Consider the following 19547-nt stretch of genomic DNA (forward strand, 5'->3'; position numbering starts at 1 on the left):
TTGGCAGGTAAATGATGTTGCGGCTGGCGAACCTTTCAATGAGTCTTTAGACTCCAGTGCCGGTAACAGGCCCTTATAGGGCCAGAGCAAACCACCGGCTAAGCCGGTGGTTATGATTAATATGAAAAATTGAAAGAAAAACTTCATTTTACATATAATGGAAAATAATGTATAATTCCTTTATTATGACTAAAAAGGAGATGATCATTTATGGATCAGGATAATCAGATGGATTTCAATGATCCTTCAGTATCACCGGAGAACGGAATACAGCCTGTTTCTGTAAATTCTGACATAGAGCAGAATAATGCCGTTAACTTCCAGCAGCCGCAGAAAAAGCAGAATTATATGGCACTTGCCTCTCTGATTATGGGAATTATTGGTATTGTTACAGCCTGCAGCTGTTATGGAGGTTTTATATTCGGCAGCCTGGGTATTGTATTCGCACTGCTCTCTAAAACAGAGGACCATTTTGAAGGGAATGCGAAAGCAGGACTCATTACCTCTATCATTGCTTTGGTACTTACCGTGGTTGTTATGATTGCGTTTATAACATGGATAGTGATGGATAAGCTCAGTACAGGAGGTGCGTTTCATTGAAAATATCATCAAAAGAGCTGAAAAAGCGTGCAAAGCAGAAGCTTATGGGCAACTACGGTCTCTGTGTGGGAGCTCAGCTGATTGTTGGCGCAATTATGTCAGTCATTTTTATTATGGTGTTTTTTGCAGCATTAGTAAGTGCTTTTATGAGTAGCGGAATGGTACCTGGAGCAGGTGTACATATGAAAGAATTCACAATAATCATAATTGTTGTGGGAATTGTGACGATACTTATGCTTGTCATAGTTTCTTTGTTTACACCAGGAATGTTTAAGATATTTTTAAATATCAGCGGGGACAGACCGGCTAAGATATCAGACCTTCTTTATGGATTCAAGAATAAGCCCCATAAGTTTATTGGATTGAACATCATCATCTTTCTGATGATGATGATCTGGGCCATTCCCTATTATGTGGTACTGGCTGTGGCTGCCGTTACCAATTATATTCCGGTTATGGTAGTTTTACTGATTATCACATATTTGCTGCTGTTAGCAGGGATTATGGTCACATCCCTGTACGTGTCCCAGGCTATGTATATTTTTGTGGAAGCGCCCGACAAAGGGGTATTTCAGTGCATCAGAGAGAGTGCAGAGCTGATGAATGGGAACAAGGGAAGCCTGTTCTATCTTAATTTAAGTTTTATCGGACTGGTATTTTTAGGCTACTTTTCTTTTGGCATTGCATATCTTTGGATTTATCCGTATATGTATGCCACCTATACGGAATACTATAAAGAATTGAAACAGTAATTTTAATTTGAAACCGTGTCACAGGGGGTGGATGCGCATAGAATACACTATAGGAGGTGTGTCTTATGCGCATTTGTGATCTGAAGCAAAAAGAAGTGATTAATATCTGTGACTGCAGACGTCTTGGCTTTGTTGGAGACGTTGATTTTGATATGGAGACCGGCTGTCTGCTGGCAATCATTGTACCAGGTCCCGGATGCTTTTGCGGCTTTCTGGTCAGGGAAAGAGAATATGTTATCCCGTTTTGTGATATCAGGCAGGTAGGCCCTGATATTATCCTGGTAAACGTGGATTTGGAAAAAGCAACGGAAAAATGCGGCATTTAACAGAAGATAGGCTTGCGCAACTATGGATTGTAAGTTATGATATACGTAATAATAGTTACAGTCCGTAAGACAGGAGGATCCGAGGCGTGAAATGTCCATTTTGCAACGAGGCAGATACAAAGGTCATTGATTCCAGACCAGCAGACGACAACAGTTCGATCAGACGCCGCAGACAGTGCGAAAAGTGCGGGAAACGGTTTACTACTTATGAAAAGCTGGAAACCATGCCCCTTATGGTAATAAAAAAGGATAATTCCAGGGAGGTTTACGACCGCTCCAAGATAGAAGCGGGTATCCTTCATTCCTGCCATAAAAGACCGGTTTCTTCCCAGCAGATTGCTGCCATGGTAGATGAAATCGAAACCCAGGTTTTTAACCGGGAGGAAAAAGAAGTAGAAAGCACCGTCATAGGCGAACTGGTTATGAAAAAACTTCAGGAAGTGGATGAAGTGGCATATGTGCGTTTTGCTTCCGTTTACAGGGAATTTAAAGATGTGAATACCTTTATGGAAGAAATAGGAAAATTATTAAAGAAGTAGGAGAACTATGTTACAGAGATTTTATCCAGACGAAGACGTTAATTCCACGTATGAAATACCCTTTGAGGAATTTTATAAAAAAGGAATCAGAGGTGTTATTTTTGATGTTGACAATACCCTTGTACCCCACGGGGCGCCGGCGGACAACCGGGCGAAAAAGCTGTTTTCCATGCTTCACCAGATGGGAATGGAAACCTGCCTTTTGTCCAATAACAAGGAACCGAGAGTCTCTGCATTCGCTCAGGATGCAGGAAGCCTAAAGTATATTTTTAAAGGAAAAAAGCCTGGAATCCGGGGATATCAGCAAGCCATGAAGCTGATGGGAACCAATGCTTCCAATACTATTTTTATTGGTGACCAGCTTTTTACAGATGTATTCGGTGCCAAGAGAGCCGGGATCCACAGCATTCTGGTAAAAAGGATCCATCCCAGCGAGGAAATCCAGATTCGTTTGAAACGGAAGCTGGAGTCAGTTGTTCTGTATTTTTACCACAGAAGGAAGAAAATCAGGCGTATGAAGCAGCGCTGACCGTTAATTGGGTATATTTGATATTTCCGGTTATAATAGCATAAGTCATTAATTTATGTGGACATGCATGCTCTTTTTTCTGCGCTGACAATGGATAAGTGTTAAAGAAAAAAGGTGTTATTTGCAAAAAACGGTTGAAAATGCATTTATTTTAGTATAGAATATAAAAGGTTAAGAAGAGAATTCAAGGAGGAATATCATTTATGATATCAGCGGGTGATTTTAGAAACGGTATCACATTGGAGATCGATGGTACTGTATATCAGATTATGGAGTTTCAGCACGTGAAACCTGGTAAAGGTGCTGCTTTCGTAAGAACTAAGATTAAAGATGTGGTAAACGGCGGCGTTGTAGAGCGCACATTCCGCCCGACAGAGAAGTTTCCCCAGGCAAGAATCGACAGAGTAGACATGCAGTATCTGTATGCCGATGGAGATCTTCATAACTTTATGGATACCAGCAGCTATGAACAGGTTGCATTAAGCAATGATGTCATTGGAGATGCATTAAAGTTTGTGAAAGAGAATGATACAGTAAAGGTATGTTCTTACAATGGTAAGGTGTATTCCGTAGAGCCTCCGTTATTTGTGGAACTGGTTATTACTGATACAGAGCCAGGATTCAAGGGTGATACTGCTCAGGGCGCAACCAAACCGGCTACCGTGGAAACCGGCGCAGTGGTTTATGTACCTTTATTTGTTGAACAGGGTGATAAGATTAAGATTGATACACGTTCAGGTGAATACCTGTCAAGAATTTAATCAGTTAAAAAGGGCCGGGATATCCGGTCTTTTTTTCTTTCTGCCCTAAATGATTTGATTTTTTTAGGTACTTGTAATATAATTGTTATTTAGCTTAGAAATTTCTGGATAAAAAAGGAGATCATAAAACCGATGAAGAAGATTCTTGATTTAATTACGGCAGAGATGAAGACAGCTTTTGCAGACAGCGGATACGATGAAATTTATGCAAAGGTGACCTTATCCAACCGTCCGGATCTTTGCGAGTACCAGTGCAACGGAGCCATGGCGGCAGCCAAAGCTTATAAAAAGAAACCGTTTGATATCGCATCGGAAGTGGTGTCAAAACTTGCCGGAAGTCACGTTTTTACTTCTGTGGATGCTGTAATGCCCGGATTTATTAATTTAAAACTCAATGCCGGATATCTGGCGGAATATATGAATGGAATGGCAGACGACGGCCGCTGTGGCTGTGAGGAAGCAGACGAACCTATGACCATCGTTGTGGATTACGGCGGAGCTAATGTGGCAAAGCCCCTTCACGTGGGACATCTCCGGTCTGCTGTTATTGGAGAGAGTATCAAGCGCATGGGACGTTTCCTTGGACATCACATCATCGGCGATGTGCATTTAGGAGACTGGGGACTCCAGATGGGTCTGATTATCGAAGAATTAAAAGACAGAAAACCGGATCTTCCTTATTTTGATGAATCATTTGAAGGGGAATATCCGAAGGAAGCTCCCTTTACAATCAGCGAATTAGAGGAGATTTATCCTGCAGCCAGTTTAAAATCAAAAGAAGACGAAGTATTTAGCAGGAGAGCCCATGATGCCACCTTAAAGCTGCAGAATGGATACCGCCCCTATCGTGCGATCTGGCAGCATATTATCAACATTTCCGTTGCGGATTTAAAGATGAATTACGGTAATCTGAATGTAACCTTTGATCTGTGGAAGGGAGAAAGCGATGCAGAGCCTTATATACCGGAGGTGATAAAGGAGCTGACGGCCAAAGGGCTTGCCTACGAAAGCCAGGGAGCTCTTGTGGTAGATGTTGTCCAGGAAGGAGATTCAAAAGAACTTCCCCCCTGCATTATAAGAAAGTCCGACGGGGCAGCTCTTTACTCCACCTCAGATCTGGGTACCATTATAGAGAGAGAGAAGGAGATTAAGCCGGACTGGTATATTTATGTAACGGACAAACGTCAGGAACTGCATTTTACCCAGGTATTCCGTGTGGCGAAAAAGGCCGGCTTTGTAAGTGCTGATAAGAAGATGTCCCATCTTGCTTTCGGTACTATGAACGGCAAAGACGGAAAACCGTTTAAAACAAGGGACGGAGGAGTTCTGCGTCTGGAAACCCTGATTTCTGATATCAGCCAGGCTGCATATGAAAAAATCATGGAGAACCGTACCGTTTCAGAAGAAGAAGCAAGAGAAACTTCTAAAATGGTGGGTATGGCAGCTTTAAAATACGGTGACTTATCCAATCAGGCAGCGAAAGATTATGTCTTTGATATGGAGCGGTTTCTGTCCTTTGAAGGGAATACAGGTCCTTACATCCTTTACACCATTGTGCGTATAAAGTCCATTCTGGCTAAATACCAGGCTCTTAAGGAGCTAAATCAGGAAAAGGAACTGATTCTTCCTGCATCCTCCGAGGCCGAAAAGGATCTTATGCTTCAGCTGTCCAGATACAATGAAGTGACAGAGAACGCATTCCTGGAGCTGGCTCCTCATAAGATCTGTCAGTACGTGTATGAACTGGCCAATTCATTCAACCGTTTCTATCATGATACGAAGATCATCTCCGAGGAGAACAAGGAGCAGCAGGCTTCCTGGATCGGTCTGATTCGTCTGACTAAGGACGTATTGAGCACCTGCATCGGAGTACTGGGAATTGAGGCACCGGAACGAATGTAAAGGGAACGGATGTGAGGGTTTATGAAAGTGTCACAGATAACTGCCAATGCTTTCTGGAAAGGTGAAACAGGAGTAAAAGCACTGGTGGAAGATCAGGGAAAACAATATAAGGCAAGTCTTCATCTCAAGGGTAGTCAGGTATTTGACTACTCTTGTTCCTGTGCCCTGGGAAATTCTTATCGGGGGATGTGCCCTCACTGTAAGGCCCTTTTAAAGGCGTATGAGGAACAGGAAGCAGGAAATCAGGGCAAGCCGGTTGTTACCTCCGCCCAGGCCAGAGCCATGATCCGCGAGTACACCAATGGAGAAGTGGCAAGAATTATGAGCGAGGGACAGGAAGAACAGATTCATCTGTCGGTATCTGTGATTGTAAGCCGCAGGGAAGTTAAGCTGGAGGTAAAGCTTGGCAGAGACCGTCTTTACCTGATCAAGGATTTAGCGGCCTTTGCGGATGCAATGGATCATGGAACCTATGTAGAATATGGTAAAAATCTTTCTTTTTATCACAACCGCTCTGTTTTTGTTAAAAAAAGCCGCCCATTGCTGGATTTTATGCTGGAAGTCATTAATTCCTACTGCGAGCAGTATGAACAGATGCAAAAAAGTTCATTTTCTGCACGACCGGTAATGCGCTACTTAAATCTGAGCAAAACGGCAAGAGACCGTTTTTTTCAGATTATGAAGGGAAATACGCTGGAGTTTGAGGATCACAAGGGAGAGAAACGGCAGCTGGAGATATCAAACTGCAATCCCGATCTGACTGTGACGGCAGCCCGTACAGGCAGAGATGGAGTTCGCATTTCCATAGATAATAACCTCCTGGTGCTGAAGGGAGAGACTCATCTTTATCTGGGAGACAGAAGATATCTCTATTGCTGCGACCAGCCCTGCAGTGATACTCTGGGAGTTTTTTTAAACCAGATGATAAATGGCTATGGAACGGACTACCAGACAGAAATAAACAATAAGGATATGCCTCTTTTTTATGAGCGGGTAATAAAAAGGATTTCCGCATATTGTACCGTTGATTCGGGCAGTCTTGACCTGGAGTCCTTTCAGCCGGATGAACTTAAGGCAAAATTTGAGTTTGATTCCGACGGTCTGAATAAACTGGTCCTTCGCCCTACGCTTTCTTATGGAAGTTATTCTTTTCAGCCGGTGGAGGATGAAAGACTGCCGCGGACCGTTTGCAGGGATGTTCCGGGAGAATTCCGTATCAGCCAGCTGATTACCAGATATTTTAAATACAGGGAATATGAATCTGATTATCCGGCCATACGGGATGACGAAGAAGCAGTATACCGCCTTCTCACCCAGGGAGTAAGAGAGTTTATGGCTGTGGGAGAGGTGTATTTTTCTGAGTCATTTAAAAAGCTGAAGGTGCTTCCTCCTCCTAAAATCGCAGTGGGTGTAAAAAGTGCGGGGAACTGGCTGGAACTGAATGTGGATGCAGGGGAATTGACAGGCACAGACTTAGTCAGGCTTTTATCTGAATACAGCAGTAAAAAGAAATACTACCGGCTCAAAAGCGGAGAGTTTGTAAATCTTGAGGACAACGGTCTGATCACAATAGCAAAGCTGGTGGAAGGGCTGGGAGTGAGTCCGGATGAGATGGAGCAGAAAAGCTTCCGGCTTCCCAAATACAGGGCTCTTTATCTGGATGGTCTATTTAAAGAGGAAAGCGGCATAACCTTATACAGGGACCAGCTGTACAAAGCCGTAGTCCGTGGGATGAAATCTGTGGAAGACAGTGATTTTGAAATACCCCAGTCCTTAAAGCATGTGCTCAGGGGCTATCAAAAGACCGGGTACCTCTGGCTTAAAACTCTGGACCACTATGGTTTTGGCGGAATTCTTGCTGATGATATGGGACTGGGCAAGACTCTTCAGATCATTACGTTAATTCTGGATGAAGCACAGAAGAATCCGGATACTGAATTTCTCGTTGTCTGCCCGGCTTCTCTCGTCTTTAACTGGGAGAATGAAATTCACTTATTTGCCCCTGAATTAAACGTAGTAACGGTAACAGGTACGGCTGCGGAGAGGGAAGAGCAGTTAAGGAATCTGGAGAAAGGCAGTGTATTGGTTACGTCATATGATTTGCTGAAACGGGATATTGATCTTTATGAGGGCAGAACATTCCGGTTTCAGATTATTGACGAAGCCCAGTACATTAAGAATGCATCCACGCAGAGCGCCAGGGCGGTGAAAGCAGTTGACGCTGTCTGCAGATTTGCACTGACTGGAACACCCATAGAAAACAGACTTTCTGAGCTTTGGAGTATTTTTGATTTTCTGATGCCTGGCTTTTTGTTTCATTATCAGAAATTTAAGAAAGAATATGAGCTGCCAATCGTAAAGAATCAGGAGCAATGGGTTTTAGAGAGCCTTCACCGCCTGATAGGACCATTTATATTAAGAAGACTTAAAAAGGATGTATTGAAGGAACTGCCGGATAAACTGGAGACAGTTGTGTACTCCGCTTTTGATAAAGAGCAAAAGGATATCTATGCAGCCAACGCGTACCGCTTAAAGTCAGAACTGGAAAACAGAGGCGACAGAACCGGCAGGGATAACATCCAGATACTGGCAGAGCTTACAAAGCTGCGCCAGATCTGCTGCGATCCACATTTGTGTTATGAGAACTACAGGGGAGCCTCCGCTAAACTTGAAACCTGTGTTGACCTGATCAAAAATGGTGTGGAGGGAGGACATAAGATCCTTCTGTTTTCCCAGTTCACCTCAATGTTAGAAATCATCGCAGCAAGGCTGAAAGCGGAAGGGATTTCTTATTATATGCTGACTGGTGCGACTCCCAAGGAAGAGCGGCTTCATATGGTCAAATCCTTTAAAAATGATGATATACCCCTATTCCTCATCTCGTTAAAGGCGGGGGGAACGGGTCTTAATTTAACTGCAGCAGATATGGTCATTCATTTTGATCCCTGGTGGAATGTGGCAGCACAGAATCAGGCGACAGACAGAGCTCACAGAATTGGACAGGACAAACAGGTGACGGTATTTAAACTGATCACCAAGGGTACGATTGAAGAAAATATTTTAAAGCTTCAGGAATCCAAAAAAGATCTGGCGGAACAGATTATAACAGAAGGAACCGTTTCCCTGAGTAATCTGACCAGGGAAGACTTGCTGGGACTTCTGGATTAAAGAAAGGACAGGAGAGTCATGAACGTATTGTTATTAAACGGCAGCCCTCACAGGGAAGGCTGCACCAATCGCGCCCTTCTTGAAGTAGAAGGGGCATTAAATGCAGAGGGAATTGATACAGAACTGGTTCATATGGGTACTAAGGCAATTCATGGATGTATTGCATGCGGAGCATGTATGAAGATAGGCGCCTGTGTATTTGAGGATGACCCGGTCAATGAATTTATTGAAAAGATGAAACTGGCAGATGGTCTCATTGTAGGTTCGCCGGTTTATTATGCATCTGCCAATGGAGCGCTGTTTTCATTCCTTGACCGTCTCTTTTATGCAGGAGGAAGAAATTTCGCCCATAAACCGGGAGCAGCCATTGCTTCAGCACGAAGAGCGGGTACTACGGCTACCCTTGATGCCTTAAATAAATATTTCACCATTGCCCAGATGCCGCTTGTTTCCTCATCCTATTGGAATATGGTACATGGAAGAACTCCGGAGGAAGTGGAACAGGATTTAGAAGGACTTTACACAATGAGGACTCTGGGAAAAAATATGGCTTGGCTTTTAAAATGTATTGAGGCGGGAAAGGCAGCAGGAATCGGTATTCCAAAGCAAGAAGAAAAAGTATGGACTAACTTTATCCGTTAAAATTCCAAAAATCTCCTTTACATTTTTTCTGGGTGGTGTATAATTAAAAAGCACTATATGTAGTGAATATAAAAAATATTATACAAAATATTGAATAGGTTAGGGTGACAGGAATGATAAAAGTACAAAAGCGCGACGGCAGAATTGTGGAGTATGACAGAGAGAAGATCATCAAGGCAATTTGCAAAGCCAATGCTGAGGTGGAGTTTTCTGAGCAGGCTGGCGAGGACATGATACATGCCATTTTAGATCATGTGGAAAGCCATTCAGAAGATGTGATGAATGTGGAGACCATTCAGGACATGATCGAAAGCGGTCTTGTAAATAATAACAAGTATACATTGTCCAAAAAATATATCATTTACCGTTACCAGAGAGCTTTGCTTCGTAAGGCTAATACTACGGATGAATCCATTTTAAAACTGATTAAGAACGAGAATAAAGAGCTGGCTGAGGAGAACTCCAATAAGAATACCATTCTTGCATCGACACAGAGAGATTATATAGCAGGAGAGGTTTCCAGGGACTTAACAAAGAGAATGCTTCTGCCGGAGAGGATCTCACTTGCTCATGAACAGGGAGCCATTCATTTTCACGATGCGGATTATTTCGTACAGCCGATTTTTAACTGTTGTCTGATCAACATCGGCGATATGCTGGATAACGGGACGGTTATGAATGAGAAGATGATTGAAAGTCCTAAGAGCTTTCAGGTGGCATGTACAGTCATGACCCAGATTATTGCGGCTGTAGCCAGCAATCAGTACGGAGGGCAGTCTGTAGATATCCGTCATCTTGGAAAATATTTAAGAAAAAGCAGCCATAAATTCCATAAGCAGATCAAAGAAGAATTCGGTGATTCGGTTTCCGAAGAGATGATAGAGAAGATGGCTTCCATTCGTTTAAGGGATGAGTTAAAGTCCGGTGTCCAGACAATACAGTATCAGATCAACACACTGATGACAACCAATGGCCAGGCTCCCTTTGTTACTCTGTTCTTATGCCTGGATGAACAGGATGAATATATTGAAGAGAATGCCATGATTGTGGAAGAGGTTCTCCGCCAGAGACTGGAAGGGATTAAGAACGAATCCGGCGTATATGTAACCCCTGCATTTCCAAAGCTGATCTATGTTCTTGATGAGAACAACTGCTTAAAAGGCGGAAGATACGATTTTATTACAAAGCTGGCAGTTCAGTGTTCTTCCAAACGGATGTACCCGGATTATATTTCCGCTAAAAAGATGCGGGAATATTATGAAGGCAACGTATTCAGCTGTATGGGATGCAGAAGCTTTCTTTCTCCCTGGAAGGACGAGAATGGAAACTATAAATTCGAAGGAAGATTTAACCAGGGCGTGGTGAGTTTAAATCTTCCACAGATTGGAATTATAGCTAACGGTGATGAAAAAACGTTCTGGAATCTGCTGGAAGAACGGTTAAACCTTTGCTTTGAAGCACTGATGTGCAGGCATAAATCGCTGGAGGGAACATTGTCTGACGTAAGCCCCATTCACTGGCAGTACGGAGCGATTGCAAGGCTTAAGAAGGGAGAGACCATTGACCGCCTCCTTCACGGCGGGTATTCCACCATTTCCCTTGGATACATCGGCTTATACGAAACAACCAGGCTTATGAAGGGCGTCAGCCACACCACTGCTGAGGGCGAATCATTCGCACTCAGGGTTATGAATTATATGAGAGAGACTGTAGACAGATGGAAAGAAGAGACTGGTCTCGGCTTTGGACTTTACGGCACACCGGCTGAATCTTTATGCTACCGGTTTGCCAAGATCGACCGGGAGCGTTTCGGAAGCATTCCTGATGTGACAGATAAAGGCTATTATACCAACTCCTATCATGTTGACGTAAGAGAGCATATTGATGCTTTTACCAAATTTAATTTTGAAAGCCAGTTCCAGAAGATTTCTTCAGGCGGAGCTATTTCTTACGTGGAAGTTCCCAATATGAGGCATAATTTAGAGGCAATGGAAGATATTGTAAAATTTATCTATGATAATATTCAGTACGCAGAGTTCAATACCAAGTCTGACTATTGCCAGGTATGCGGATATGACGGTGAGATTATTATTAATGAAAACATGGAATGGGAATGTCCACAGTGCCATAATAAAGATAAGAACCGAATGAATGTAACCAGAAGAACCTGCGGTTATTTAGGAGAGAATTTCTGGAACACAGGAAAGACCAAAGAAATCAAATCCAGAGTGCTGCATCTTTAGGAGGAGCCATGTATTTTGCGACAATTAAACCCACGGATGTTGCCAATGGGCCAGGTGTGAGAGTATCCTTATTTGTCAGCGGCTGCACGCATTACTGTAAGGGTTGCTTTAATGCAGAAGCATGGGATTTCCACTTTGGAGAAGCGTATACAGAGGATACACAGGAGCGGATACTGGGCTGTCTTGATCACAGTTATATTGCAGGGCTCTCTCTGTTAGGAGGGGAGCCCCTGCATCCGGACAACCAGAAAGGTATTTTACAGCTGGTGGAAGCAGTCTGGCGCCGGTTTCATGACAAAACCATCTGGTGCTATACAGGATATGATTTTGAAACAGATATTCTGGGCGGCATGGTTGATCGTGTTCCGGAGACACGCCGGATTTTAGCATGCCTGGATGTTTTGGTAGATGGTAAGTTTATAGAAGAGAAGAAGGATTTAAAGCTGCGGTTTAAGGGATCTTCCAATCAGAGAATTATTAAGGTTCCAGAGTCTCTTAAAGCAGGCAGAGTAATATTGTGGGAATAATAACAGGGTGCTTTTCCATGCGTGAGCAAAGGAAAAGCACCCTGTTCATTTTTTAATCGGTCAGGAATCAGTTTTCTGCAGCATTTTTTTAGCAGCTGGTAAAATCTGTATTGTAATATTATATTTTTTACATACCTTGCGGATTTCTATGAATCCAATGACAATGGCAAACAATCCGGTACAGATATTGCTGATTGCCATCACCATTCCAACGCTGGTGCTTCCAAAATCCGTAAAGTTCTGTAAGTACCAGAGTACGGGGATTCTAAATACGAATACCCGGCAGAAATTGATGGCCAGGGTGATTCTGGTTTTGCCAAAACCGTATAAAAGTGCAAGGATTGAGGCATTAATTCCCAATGGAATGGCACCATAGGCCTCATAATGATATATAGAAGCTATCATGTTGGCGAATTCCTGGTCTTCCCCGGCAAAAAGCCTGCTGATCTGACCTAAAAAGATCAAAGACAACGACATGAGTACCGCTCCCAGCACAATGTTAATTGCCAGTATACAGCCAAACGCCTTCAGTGCACGCTCTGGTTTTCCTGCGCCCATGTTCTGGCTGATGATGGCGGAACCCCCTTCCTGAAATCCGTTTTGGGGCATTGTGGTGATACCTCCGATATTATTGGAGATTCCCAAAGCACCAACTGTTAAAGCGCTGTAGATCGTGCTCATGGAATTGATGACTACTTTGCCGAGAGAAAAGGCAATCTTTTCAATAATGACCGGTATGGATAAGGTGATCATAGGTACAATTACCGTGGACTTTAAGCTGATACTTCGAAATGAATAGCCAAATGCGTTGTCCTTCTGATTTAGATTGATCACAGCAGCAATAAGAATAAAAATCTGAGAGATTATGGTTGCGACAGAAATCATGTTGATTCCTGATCCCAGCACATATACAAATAAAGCGGTCAAAGATAACTTGATTGCGATAACGCCCATATTTAAATGGAGGATTCTTTTCGAATTTCCTCTTGCCCGTTCAATTGCAATGTATACATTATTAAAGAAACTGATCACCATACCAACCAGCTCCAGGCGGAAATACTGAGTACCTTCTGCTATAAAACTTTCCGGTGTTTTTGCAAGTCTGAGAAATTGTGTTGCAGAGGGCATTAAAATAATTAGGATTGCCGCACCTAATAAGGCGCACATGGCGAACAGGCTGCTGACTCGTTTCTTTACCAGATCAAAATCACCTGCTCCATAGGCCTGGCTGATCTTTAAGCTGGAACCAATGGCAAGTCCTCCTCCTAAAGCGGAAAGAGATAAATTAATCTGGGACAGGTAAGCAACTGCCGAAACAGATGCGGCACTGATATGTGCTGCCATCATGGAGTCAAATATTTTAAACAGCTGATTTAAACTCTGATATAGTGCCAGTGGTGCTCCCACATAAAGAACAACTTTCCACATATTATCGTTAAGTGCGAAATAACGGAACTTTTCGTCTTTGGCAGATAAGGTTGCTTTTGGTGACATGCGAATTCTCCTTTTGAGCTATGTTATAATGCTCATTAAGCATATAGCAAAGAACTAATAAATGCTACCAATTTTATGTTGAATTTAATCGAAACTACAGATTATTTGCTCATTTTTGGGATGGATTGATTTTCAAATACCGGAAGATGTGATATAGTATGCTTTGTTAAGGAGGACGATCAAAAATGAATTGGAAAAAAGGAGAAGGTCAGATGTCGGAAGCGATGTCTACCGTTATCATCTTAACGATCTCTGGCGGTCTGCAGGATGCATATACTTATTTTTACAGAGGAAAAGTTTATGCAAATGCACAGACTGGTAATATTATAAACTTTACCCATAATGTGATAAGCCGGAGCTGGCATACAGCCTTTCTGTATCTATTGCCGATTCTGGCATTTGCAGGAGGAATCTATACTTCCGAACTAATCAGAGGGAGATATCAGTACAGGGAATCGATTCACTGGAGACAGATTGTGGTAATAATAGAAATTATACTGCTGTTTTTTGTTGGTTTCATGCCTCAGTCGTTTAATTTATTTGCTAACTCATTGGTATCATTTGTCTGTGCTATGCAGGTAGAGGCATTTAGAAAAGTGAAAGGAAGTGCCTTCGCAAGTACGATGTGCATTGGAAATTTAAGAAGTGCAACTGAAATGCTGTATCGTTATCGTAAGACCAAAAACAGGGAAAGTCTGGAAAAATGTCTGCGGTATTATGGTGTAATCCTGTTTTTTGCGCTGGGAGCGGCTGCCGGAAGCTTTCTTGTTCCCTTGTTTCAGGAAAAAACAATCTGGTTTTCTTCCGGTCTGTTATCAGCTGCATTCATTATGATGTTTCAGAGAGACTTAAAAGAAACGATTTTGAAATAACATCAGAAACAATATACATTTTGGCTATAATTGCAGAAGAATTTTGTTAAATATAACCATATAAAAGCGGTTAACCCAATTTTATAATAATATTGTAACAGGTTTTATGGAAATCAACATCTGCCAAAGGAGGTTTGGACATGGAATATAGAAAGTTTGAGAATACGTTTGTGATACGGTTGGATCCTGGTGATGAGATACTTACCAGTCTGATCAGCCTTTGCGAGACAGAAAGAATAATGCTGGCCTCCGTGAGCGGACTGGGGGCGGTAAATGTTGTTCAGCTGGGTGTTTTTGATACAGAAAAAAAGCAATACTACAGCCGGGAATACAAAGGTTTATACGAAATTGCTTCCCTGACTGGTACAATCACTGTAAAAGGAGAAAATCCATATCTCCATTTGCATATGGTTATTGGAAATCCGCATACCAATGAATGTTTTGGAGGTCACTTGGGACGAGCTGTTATCAGCGCTACCGGAGAACTGGTTGTCACTGCAATCCCGGGAAAAGTAGGAAGACGGGAAGACGAGACAGTCGGGTTGAATTTATTTCAGTTTGAGGACGAGACCCATTAATTTTTCCAGTAATCCTTCGCAAGTTTTATAAAATATTCTGCTGCATGAGTGAGGTAGCTGTTTTTTCGGTAAGTGGCTGCCACACTCCAGGCAGGGTGGGACGGAAGGGAAAAACAGGAGATTCCTTCTATTGGGTTTTTTATATAGTTATAAGGAATCAGGCCGCAGCATAAATTTGCCTGAATCATTGTAAGAATCGTACTTGTACTTGCTGTCTCAAATAAAACATTTGGTTCAAATGCTGCTTCTTTAAATATATGATCGACCATCTGGCGCACGGTAGACTCTTTGTACATCAGAACAAATGGTTCATATTTGACAGAAGCAATGTCCAGTTCAGGGTAATTATTTTCATCTGACTTAGAAGAATGAAGGACGCTTAAGGGATGCCTGGCGGGAATCGCAAGGAAAATTTCTTCTTGTACAATTGGGATATAATGATCGGAGGTACGCTGATTGTCGCAGAGCGTTAAAAATCCAATATCCAGGTCGCCATTTGAAATGGCGGTCTGTTGCTTTTTTACGCTCATCTCATTGGGGGTGACAATAATTTCAGGATATTCTTTGTGAAATTTTGGATAGACGGCAGAGAACATGGCAATGCCCCGTCCCGGAGTAAACCCAACAGATAAATGCCCTTTTTTTTCAGAGACCATATCGTTGATGATGCGATATGTCTCTTTTTTAATTTGCAGCATTGAACGTGCATTTTTTAAATAAATTTCTCCGGCTTCCGTTGGATGCCAGTCAGTTCTGGAGCGATGAAAAAGCTGAGTTCCAAGTTCTTTTTCCAAGCGCAGCAGCTGCTGATTAAGAGCAGGTTGTGTAATAAAAAGCTTTTCTGCAGCTCTTGTTATGTTGTTTTCTTCCGCTATTTTCAAAATATATTCAATCTGTTTGGTATCCATCATTCTCTTCCTTTCAGCAGCTTAACTGTAGTATAGCTTGAGTATAGCAGGATTACAAGAAAAACTATAAGAAAAAATTAGAGATATCTAAAATCTATTAATTTTACAAATGGTAAATGAGCAAATATAATAGAGTAAAAAGCTGATTTAAAAGCAAATTGGCAGTAGAAGGCAGATTGAAAAAGGAGTTAATATGAGTTTACCATTATACGTAAAGATCAGGGAACAGGATAATGTGGCAATTGCTGTGAATGAAATCAAAGCGGGCATGGAAGTTATGGAGGGTGTTATCGCTCACCAGGATATCCCCCAGGCCCATAAAATCGCGTTGGAAGATATTCCGGAGGGGGGTAAAACCATTCGCTATGGAGTGATACTTGGTTACGCCATCAAACCGATAAAAAAGGGAGACTGGATCAATGAACATATGCTGGAACTTCCGGAACCGCCCAATGTTGATGATATGAAATATTCCACCAACCTTGTTACGAATCTGCCAGATCCGCCCGTTACTTCATGGGAGGGATATAAAAATCCATGGGGAGGTCCGGCAGGAACCAGAAATATACTGGGAATCAGTACGACGGTGCAGTGTGTCACCGGAGTTTTAAATGTAGCAGTAGAAAAAATGAAGCAGGAGCTTCTATATAAATATCCTAATGTTGACGATATTGTTCCAATCAACCATGCATACGGCTGCGGTGTCGCAATCAATGCTCCGGAGGCTCAAATACCTATACGCGCTCTTCGCAATTTATCTAAGCATCCCAATTTTGGAGGGCAGTTAATGGTGGTTGGCCTTGGCTGTGAAAAGTTTACGGTGGATATGCTTTGCGAGAAAGCCGATATCAATGAAGAAAATGTCATTATTCTCCAGGAGAAAAAGGGATTTGATGAGATGATCAATTCTCTGATGGAAATGGCGGAAAAGAAGCTTAAAATTTTAAATGAAAGAAGACGGGAGACATTACCTCTTTCTGATTTATTAATTGGGATGCAGTGCGGCGGCAGTGATGCCTTTTCCGGAGTGACAGCTAATCCGGCAGCCGGATATGCGTCGGATATGCTGGTAAAGGGCGGAGCTACCGTACTGTTTTCTGAAGTGACGGAAGTACGTGACGGAGTCTACCTGCTTGCAGAACGGTGTGTAAATGAAGAAACAGGCAAAAAGCTGGCTCAGGAAATGAAGTGGTACGACAATTATCTTAAGGAAGGGGAAGTTGACAGAAGCGCCAATCCTACTCCTGGAAACAAAAAAGGAGGACTTGCCAATATTGTGGAGAAAGCCATGGGTTCCATAGCGAAATCAGGGACCGCTCCTATCGTAGAGGTGCTTTCTCCAGCGGAGAAGCCGATTAAAAAAGGATTAATTTATGCGGCTACACCTGCCAGTGATATTGTATGTGGTCCGTGTCAGCTGGCCAGTGGAATCGGTTTACAGGTCTTTATGACTGGAAGAGGCACTCCTTACGGTCTGGCGATTGCTCCGGTCGTTAAGGTTTGCTCCAGGAATGATATGAAAAACCAATGGATGGATCTGATTGATATCAATGCAGGACCAATTGCAACCGGTGAAGCATCCATAGAAGAAATCGGGACTCTGCTGTTTCGGGAGATAATTGATGTGGCAAGTGGGAGAAAACAGACCTGGGCGGAAAAATACAGACTCCACAACGATTTCTGCATCTTTAACCCGGCGCCGATTACGTAGGCACTTACAGGCATCAGGTTCACAAAACCCTTCTGTTGTGATAAAATAGAATCATATAAACCAACAGGAGCGAGATATGGCTGGATATCCAATTAAGAATGAAAAAACAAAATACAGGCTGGCAGATTCCATAAAGAGCTGCATGAAGATGAAACCGGTGGATAAAATCACGGTTCAGAATATTGTAGACGGCTGTCAGATGACAAGGCAGACATTCTACCGCAATTTTAAGGATAAGTATGATTTGATTAACTGGTATTTTGATAAGCTGGTTCTGGAATCATTTGCCCAGATCGGCGTGGACAAGACTATCTGCCAGAGTCTCAGTGAAAAATTTCAGTTCATTCAGAAGGAATCGGTTTTCTTTACGGGCGCATTCCGTTCTGACGATTATAATTCTTTAAAGGAGCATGATTTCGAGCTGATTATGGGATTTTATACGGATTTGTTAATCCGCAGAAGACAGGAGCCTTTATCCGATGAGATTGAGTTCCTGCTGGAGATGTATTGCCGTGGATCTGTGTATATGACTGTTAAGTGGGTTCTGTCCGGGATGCAAAAGACGCCGCAGGATATGGCTAAAACTCTTGTAGAAGCTATGCCGCCTAAGCTGTCTGCGGTTTTTAAAGAAGCAGATCTGGTATAATTATAGTATTAATGCACATAAATAAAGTTACAGTTTGGAGGTAATGTAACATATGTTACAATAACCCGGGACTGTAACTTTATTTTTTGGACCACTGTTGTTAAAATTATAACAGATTGAAAGGAGAGATTACCATGGCAAACAGAATTATTTTAAATGAAACATCCTATCACGGCGCAGGCGCCATTCTTGAGATTCCCGGTGAAGTTGCAAAAAGAGGGTTCAAAAAGGCATTTGTCGCATCAGATCCTGATTTAATTAAATTCCAGGTTACCGCGAAGGTAACAAAAATACTGGAAGAAAACGGGCTGGAGTATGAGATTTATTCTGATATCAAACCCAATCCCACAATTGAGAACGTGCAGACCGGAGTAGAAGCATACAAAAAATCCGGTGCTGATTACATCATTGCCATCGGAGGCGGCTCATCTATGGATACCTGTAAAGCAATTGGTATTATTATTGCAAATCCGGAATATGCAGATGTGAGAAGCTTAGAAGGGGTTGCGCCTACTAAGAATCCGTCCATTCCGATTATAGCAGTGCCTACCACGGCTGGTACTGCGGCAGAAGTGACCATCAACTATGTAATTACAGATGTAGAGAAAAAACGAAAATTTGTTTGTGTTGATCCTCATGACATCCCAGTTGTGGCAATTGTTGATCCGGATATGATGTCCAGCATGCCAAAGGGGCTGACAGCAGCTACAGGTATGGATGCACTTACTCATGCCATAGAAGGTTATATCACAAAAGGTGCCAATCCTATTACGGATATGTTTAATATAAAAGCGGTAGAGCTGATTGGTAAAAGCTTAAGGGGAGCAGTTGAGAATACCTCCGAGGGCAGAGAAGGAATGGCACTTGGACAATATATTACAGGAATGGGATTTTCAAACTGCGGCCTTGGAATCGTACATTCTATGGCCCATGCTCTGGGAGCTGTTTATGATACCCCTCACGGAGTGGCCAATGCGATCCTCCTTCCAACGATCATGGAGTTTAACGCAGAAGCAACTGGGGAGAAGTATCGTGATATAGCAAAAGCAATGGGTGTGGAAGGAACAGATTCCATGAGCAAGGAGGAATACAGAAGGGCTGCAGTCGGTGCAGTTAAAAAGCTTTCTGCAGATGTGGGAATTCCCGTTGATTTAAAAAGTATCGCAAAAGAAGAGGATATTACATTTCTGGCTGAATCAGCTGCTGCAGATGCCTGTGCTCCCGGCAATCCCAGAGAAGCCAGTCTGGAAGACTTTATCCGGTTATATCGTTCCCTTATGTAATCGTTGTTTATCTGTCTGCCGGTTCCTGTCATGGAACCGGCTTTTTACTGCTGCAGGAGAAAAGTG

At 42.6% G+C, this 19547-nt stretch carries 18 protein-coding genes; 16 read left to right on the forward strand and 2 right to left on the reverse strand.

Annotation, left to right across the window (positions count from 1 at the left end; translation table 11 throughout):
• Positions 1–210: 210 nt before the first annotated feature.
• The 11 genes from CRO04_RS23805 (at position 211) to nrdG (ending at position 11989) form a co-directional block, all read left to right on the forward strand.
• Positions 211–600 carry a DUF4190 domain-containing protein gene (locus tag CRO04_RS23805; protein ID WP_097006747.1) on the forward strand — a complete coding sequence of 130 codons (390 nt, stop codon included), beginning with the start codon at positions 211–213 and terminating at the stop codon, positions 598–600.
• Entirely contained in the window at positions 597–1352 is a 756-nt protein-coding gene (locus tag CRO04_RS23810) for a DUF975 family protein (RefSeq protein WP_097006748.1), read from the forward strand. The genes CRO04_RS23805 and CRO04_RS23810 overlap by 4 nt, the downstream gene beginning before the upstream one ends.
• Before the next feature lie 65 nt (positions 1353–1417).
• Complete coding sequence (locus CRO04_RS23815; RefSeq protein WP_097006749.1) at positions 1418–1678, forward strand: PRC-barrel domain-containing protein; 261 nt, start codon at positions 1418–1420, stop codon at positions 1676–1678.
• 86 nt (positions 1679–1764) lie between these two features.
• Positions 1765–2217 (forward strand): transcriptional regulator NrdR, encoded by a 453-nt coding sequence (gene nrdR / locus CRO04_RS23820; protein WP_097006750.1) that lies wholly within the window; start codon positions 1765–1767, stop codon positions 2215–2217.
• A gap of 7 nt (positions 2218–2224) precedes the next feature.
• On the forward strand, positions 2225–2746 hold the full coding sequence (locus CRO04_RS23825) for a YqeG family HAD IIIA-type phosphatase (RefSeq protein ID WP_097006751.1): 522 nt from the start codon (positions 2225–2227) through the stop codon (positions 2744–2746).
• A 203-nt stretch (positions 2747–2949) separates the two neighbouring features.
• Complete coding sequence (efp, locus tag CRO04_RS23830; RefSeq protein ID WP_097006752.1) at positions 2950–3507, forward strand: elongation factor P; 558 nt, start codon at positions 2950–2952, stop codon at positions 3505–3507.
• 132 nt (positions 3508–3639) lie between these two features.
• Positions 3640–5409: an arginine--tRNA ligase gene (gene argS / locus CRO04_RS23835; RefSeq protein ID WP_097006753.1), complete on the forward strand. Its 1770-nt coding sequence runs from the start codon at positions 3640–3642 to the stop codon at positions 5407–5409.
• Positions 5410–5430: 21 nt separating this feature from the next.
• The gene (locus tag CRO04_RS23840; RefSeq protein WP_097006754.1) at positions 5431–8577 is read left to right on the forward strand and encodes a DEAD/DEAH box helicase; all 3147 of its coding nucleotides are present in this window, start codon (positions 5431–5433) and stop codon (positions 8575–8577) included.
• Positions 8578–8595: 18 nt separating this feature from the next.
• A complete protein-coding gene (locus CRO04_RS23845) occupies positions 8596–9219 on the forward strand; it encodes a flavodoxin family protein (RefSeq protein ID WP_097006755.1) in 624 nt (207 codons plus the stop codon).
• A 113-nt stretch (positions 9220–9332) separates the two neighbouring features.
• Positions 9333–11462, forward strand: a complete 2130-nt coding sequence (nrdD, locus tag CRO04_RS23850) for an anaerobic ribonucleoside-triphosphate reductase (RefSeq protein WP_097006756.1) — start codon at positions 9333–9335, stop codon at positions 11460–11462.
• An 8-nt stretch (positions 11463–11470) separates the two neighbouring features.
• On the forward strand, positions 11471–11989 hold the full coding sequence (nrdG, locus tag CRO04_RS23855; RefSeq protein WP_097006757.1) for an anaerobic ribonucleoside-triphosphate reductase activating protein: 519 nt from the start codon (positions 11471–11473) through the stop codon (positions 11987–11989).
• A gap of 60 nt (positions 11990–12049) precedes the next feature.
• Here nrdG and CRO04_RS23860 read toward each other — a convergent pair whose 3' ends face one another.
• Positions 12050–13483, reverse strand: a complete 1434-nt coding sequence (locus tag CRO04_RS23860) for an MATE family efflux transporter (RefSeq protein WP_097006758.1) — start codon at positions 13481–13483, stop codon at positions 12050–12052.
• 185 nt (positions 13484–13668) lie between these two features.
• Here CRO04_RS23860 and CRO04_RS23865 point away from each other — a divergent pair, with 185 nt between their 5' ends.
• Entirely contained in the window at positions 13669–14355 is a 687-nt protein-coding gene (locus CRO04_RS23865; RefSeq protein ID WP_242974619.1) for a YoaK family protein, read from the forward strand.
• Between the two features lie 140 nt (positions 14356–14495).
• Positions 14496–14933, forward strand: coding sequence for a PPC domain-containing DNA-binding protein (locus CRO04_RS23870; RefSeq protein ID WP_097006759.1), 438 nt, complete (start codon positions 14496–14498; stop codon positions 14931–14933).
• Here CRO04_RS23870 and CRO04_RS23875 read toward each other — a convergent pair.
• Positions 14930–15844, reverse strand: coding sequence for a LysR family transcriptional regulator (locus CRO04_RS23875; protein WP_330400928.1), 915 nt, complete (start codon positions 15842–15844; stop codon positions 14930–14932). The genes CRO04_RS23870 and CRO04_RS23875 overlap by 4 nt on opposite strands.
• A 190-nt stretch (positions 15845–16034) precedes the next feature.
• Here CRO04_RS23875 and garD point away from each other — a divergent pair, with 190 nt between their 5' ends.
• From garD to fucO, 3 genes are all read left to right on the forward strand, one after another.
• Positions 16035–17552, forward strand: coding sequence for a galactarate dehydratase (gene garD / locus CRO04_RS23880; protein ID WP_097006761.1), 1518 nt, complete (start codon positions 16035–16037; stop codon positions 17550–17552).
• Positions 17553–17628: 76 nt separating this feature from the next.
• Positions 17629–18198, forward strand: coding sequence for a TetR/AcrR family transcriptional regulator C-terminal domain-containing protein (locus CRO04_RS23885; protein WP_097006762.1), 570 nt, complete (start codon positions 17629–17631; stop codon positions 18196–18198).
• Between the two features lie 134 nt (positions 18199–18332).
• On the forward strand, positions 18333–19481 hold the full coding sequence (gene fucO / locus CRO04_RS23890; RefSeq protein ID WP_097006763.1) for a lactaldehyde reductase: 1149 nt from the start codon (positions 18333–18335) through the stop codon (positions 19479–19481).
• The last annotated feature ends 66 nt before the right edge of the window (positions 19482–19547 follow it).

Source organism: Lacrimispora amygdalina (assembly GCF_900205965.1).
In the GTDB taxonomy this organism is placed as follows: Bacteria; Bacillota; Clostridia; order Lachnospirales; family Lachnospiraceae; genus Lacrimispora; species Lacrimispora amygdalina_A.

What these genes read in the sequence shown, in the direction of transcription:
- CRO04_RS23805 (WP_097006747.1), top strand. Translation starts at nt 211, where the DNA reads ATGGATCAGGATAATCAGATGGATTTCAATGATCCTTCAGTATCACCG.
- CRO04_RS23815 (WP_097006749.1), top strand. Translation starts at nt 1,418, where the DNA reads ATGCGCATTTGTGATCTGAAGCAAAAAGAAGTGATTAATATCTGTGAC.
- CRO04_RS23825 (WP_097006751.1), top strand. Translation starts at nt 2,225, where the DNA reads ATGTTACAGAGATTTTATCCAGACGAAGACGTTAATTCCACGTATGAA.
- efp (WP_097006752.1), top strand. Translation starts at nt 2,950, where the DNA reads ATGATATCAGCGGGTGATTTTAGAAACGGTATCACATTGGAGATCGAT.
- argS (WP_097006753.1), top strand. Translation starts at nt 3,640, where the DNA reads ATGAAGAAGATTCTTGATTTAATTACGGCAGAGATGAAGACAGCTTTT.
- CRO04_RS23840 (WP_097006754.1), top strand. Translation starts at nt 5,431, where the DNA reads ATGAAAGTGTCACAGATAACTGCCAATGCTTTCTGGAAAGGTGAAACA.
- CRO04_RS23845 (WP_097006755.1), top strand. Translation starts at nt 8,596, where the DNA reads ATGAACGTATTGTTATTAAACGGCAGCCCTCACAGGGAAGGCTGCACC.
- nrdD (WP_097006756.1), top strand. Translation starts at nt 9,333, where the DNA reads ATGATAAAAGTACAAAAGCGCGACGGCAGAATTGTGGAGTATGACAGA.
- nrdG (WP_097006757.1), top strand. Translation starts at nt 11,471, where the DNA reads ATGTATTTTGCGACAATTAAACCCACGGATGTTGCCAATGGGCCAGGT.
- CRO04_RS23860 (WP_097006758.1), bottom strand. Translation starts at nt 13,483, where the DNA reads ATGTCACCAAAAGCAACCTTATCTGCCAAAGACGAAAAGTTCCGTTAT.
- CRO04_RS23865 (WP_242974619.1), top strand. Translation starts at nt 13,669, where the DNA reads ATGAATTGGAAAAAAGGAGAAGGTCAGATGTCGGAAGCGATGTCTACC.
- CRO04_RS23870 (WP_097006759.1), top strand. Translation starts at nt 14,496, where the DNA reads ATGGAATATAGAAAGTTTGAGAATACGTTTGTGATACGGTTGGATCCT.
- CRO04_RS23875 (WP_330400928.1), bottom strand. Translation starts at nt 15,844, where the DNA reads ATGATGGATACCAAACAGATTGAATATATTTTGAAAATAGCGGAAGAA.
- garD (WP_097006761.1), top strand. Translation starts at nt 16,035, where the DNA reads ATGAGTTTACCATTATACGTAAAGATCAGGGAACAGGATAATGTGGCA.
- CRO04_RS23885 (WP_097006762.1), top strand. Translation starts at nt 17,629, where the DNA reads ATGGCTGGATATCCAATTAAGAATGAAAAAACAAAATACAGGCTGGCA.
- fucO (WP_097006763.1), top strand. Translation starts at nt 18,333, where the DNA reads ATGGCAAACAGAATTATTTTAAATGAAACATCCTATCACGGCGCAGGC.